This is a genomic window from Endozoicomonas sp. SESOKO2, assembly GCF_024606245.1.
GTDB lineage: Bacteria > Pseudomonadota > Gammaproteobacteria > Pseudomonadales > Endozoicomonadaceae > Endozoicomonas_A.
On sequence record NZ_JAHHPQ010000305.1, the window covers coordinates 1 to 3,112 of the forward strand.

3 protein-coding genes are annotated in these 3,112 nt (G+C 44.1%); 1 reads left to right on the forward strand and 2 read right to left on the reverse strand.

The window, feature by feature from the left end; translation table 11 throughout:
* Positions 1-250 precede the first annotated feature (250 nt).
* Positions 251-1,891 carry an HAD family acid phosphatase gene (locus KDK17_RS07040; RefSeq protein ID WP_257287697.1) on the forward strand — a complete coding sequence of 547 codons (1,641 nt, stop codon included), beginning with the start codon at positions 251-253 and terminating at the stop codon, positions 1,889-1,891.
* Here the strand turns inward: KDK17_RS07040 and KDK17_RS07045 are convergent.
* Together KDK17_RS07045 and KDK17_RS07050 are read right to left on the reverse strand one after the other, a co-directional pair.
* Positions 1,863-2,267, reverse strand: coding sequence for a PPC domain-containing DNA-binding protein (locus tag KDK17_RS07045; protein ID WP_257287698.1), 405 nt, complete (start codon positions 2,265-2,267; stop codon positions 1,863-1,865). The genes KDK17_RS07040 and KDK17_RS07045 overlap by 29 nt on opposite strands.
* Before the next feature lie 171 nt (positions 2,268-2,438).
* A partial coding sequence (locus KDK17_RS07050) for a sulfotransferase family protein (protein ID WP_257287699.1) occupies positions 2,439-3,112 on the reverse strand: 674 nt, incomplete at its 5' end.

A 3,112-nucleotide genomic window follows, 5' to 3' on the forward strand; every position in this document is an offset into this window, starting at 1 on the left:
TGCCAGTCTATCTGTATCTGATGGGTGACGACAGCCATTCGGTCAGCGGTAAAGCTTTTCATGCCCAGCTTCCAGGTGATCCAGAGAACATTGCAACACTCTGACATTGTCTTATGACCCACTCAGCCAGTGGGTCACTCTTTACCTTACCTGTATACAACCCGTTACAAAAAAAACATGCCCTCCCGGAAGCCTCGACTAGGTTTTAACGTCGATAACTCAACGATAAATCAATCATAGCGAGGATTTCATGCCAAGAATTCACCCCCCTGTTCTGCTCTTGCTGGCAGCCTGCGCACCTGTTTCGGCAGCACTTTCTGCAGTTTATTCTCAGAAAGAGTTGAATGAAGAAAAAGTCGTTGCCTCTAACTGGCAACAGCACTCTCCTGAATATGAAGCACTCGTGCACCAGTCATTCAACATAGCCAGAGACAACCTCGCCAGCGCATTGAATGAGTTACCTGAAGGCAAGCGTGCCGCGATAGTGACCGATATTGACGACACTTTAATCGATGGCACCGTATATTTCTCAAGCATGGTCGGAACCGGTGGTACACGAAGCACTGATGCCACTATTGCCTGGTGGAGAGAACAAAGGATGGAAGCCTTACCCGGTGCCGTGGATTTTTTAAATGAGATTGACCAGCAAAGCATAGACATCTTCTACGTCAGTGGTCGTTTCAATGAGGCCAAAGACATTTCGATGGCCAAACTGAAAGCATTGGGATTCCCAATCAAAGGCCCTGAATATCTGCTTTTTCAGCAAACAGACAATAGAACACTGAGCAAAGAAGACCATCGTCAGAAAATCAGAGACAAGGGCTATCAGATACTTATGCTTCTGGGTGACCAGCTGGATGATCTTGCAGAAGTGGAAGGCCATCACTTTACTGAGAGACAGCAATGGGTTCACCAAAATCGCAGCCGATTCGGCAAAGATTGGATCAGCTTCCCCAACCTTGTTTATGGAAGCTGGGAGTCTGCGGCTGTGACTGAAAACTTCAGCCAATTGTCGCCCCAGAAAAAGCACATTGCCAACCTGAATGCGCTGAACCACTCTCACTTCAGCCAGATACGGGATCCTGCCTTCGCCCAGCACAATATTAATGCAATGCTCTGGATGTACTCATCAGCCGATTATCATGCCCTGACGCAGCAAGCATTCAATCACTCCACCAAAATACTGGAAAAACTGACTCAGAAAACGATGGAAAACCCCGTTATTGTTGTAGACATCAACGGTACCATTCTGCAATACACCCCCCTAAATCCCGACCTCATCCGGCCTGCATCAGGATCAGAACACGATAAAGACAGCTGGCGCCTTGAACAACAGAAAAATGCCAAGCCGATCCCCGGTGCACGGGAGTTTCTCACTGCGGCAAAGGAAAAAGGGTTTGATATATTCTATGTTTCCGAGCAACCTATGTCGTCAGGCCGCCAGGGCAACAGGAAAGACTTTGAAGAACTAACCGTCAAACAGCTGAAAAAGCTGGGCTACCCGGATGCAGATGAAACCCATATCGTACTAAAAGGAGAATACTGCTCAGAGGTTGATCTTAAGAACTGCACAAAAATCTTTCAGCGTCGTGCGATCACTAACGGGCAGGTCGATAGAAAAAAACATCAGATCGCACTTTATATCGGTGACACACTCTCCGACTTTGATCTTGAAGAAAATGGCTATAATCCTGACCTGAAAGTATCTGTGACTGCGAACAAAGACCTGTTTGGCCGTCAGTATATGGTCATTCCCAACCCAATAGATACACACCGACTTGTTACTATCTACAAAGAATATGCCGGTAAGCCTATTGGTGATTTATCACCTGAAGCGCAGGCTAATGTCAGGCGAAAAATGATCAGGAACTGGCCGGGGAAGCCTTTTTGACCGCCAATTCAAGATAGCCTGTTTCTCTGTCTACTTCACGGGTGAAACAGGTATCGTCAAGAATGCCCACCACTATTTCGGCTGTGGTTGCAATGGTAGACCCCTGTTTTAAATGACCACCCAAAACACGCCCTTCTTTATCCGCAACACTGATATGCAAATGCAGCCCTGAGGGACAACAGGTACCTGAAAGGGAAAGAATTTCGAAGGGGCCCTGCAGAATCTTCTCCTGTTCGGCTCCGGCCAACCTGAGAGACAACACTTTCAGGCTTCCGACGCAGGACAACAGACAAGCTGCAGGCCATTCCTTTGCGAGGGTCTGTAGTTCGAGATAGGGATCATCGCCAGGAAGCAAACGTTGACTATGGGTTTTCATAACACTCAGATCCGGCTTTCGATAGAGAGAGCTTAACAAACAAAAAGAAGAAGACAAACCAGCAGACAAGCACAGGTCATTGAACGAGAGCAAAGACAGTCTGGGCCATACCGGGCTCATTTCTCGAAAAGCTCGGCTATCGACCAGATAAACGATCGTGGCATAGATTAACTACCTTATATAGAGCTTTCTAAAAAACGAAATAAACCTCCAAGCTCGTGAAGAATAAATATGTCTTAGCTCGTCTTCTTTCGACTCCGCCTTTGACTTTTCTTCCAATAACTCTTGCTTGTACTTTAACTGTGTAGTTTGATTTTGTTCTTTTAGCGTATTTATGACTGAATTAAGCCTCTCAATCGTCTCAAGCTGTTGACTTGCAACACTTTCATTTAAATTCAATCGTTCTATCAATTGAGATATTGGCTTTTGCTTATTAAATTCTGCGAACCATTCAGGGTTAGAAAGATCGTGATCTTGCACCAGGTAGTCCCCAATCATTTCATAACCAAACAGTAGAAAGTCTTTCTCGTATATTCTATTAACAGTTCTAATCGCTTCCTCATTATAATATGAAAGACAATCTTCTTTTTTTTCCGTGCTTTCATTAATTTTTTCTAATTTATTACTGAGACCTAGAACTGAACTGATATATAACATATCCCTGTCTAATCTCTCGTAACGACCAATAAAATCTACATAACATTTCTGCCCATCATAAAAAAAATAATGCTGCGGACAAAAATGTATATATTTATAGTCGTATCTGATTTTAGTTTCATCTAGCTCAACTATAAAATCATTAAAATCTTCACTTATATTTCTTAATTGCTTTCTCACTTTAAAGT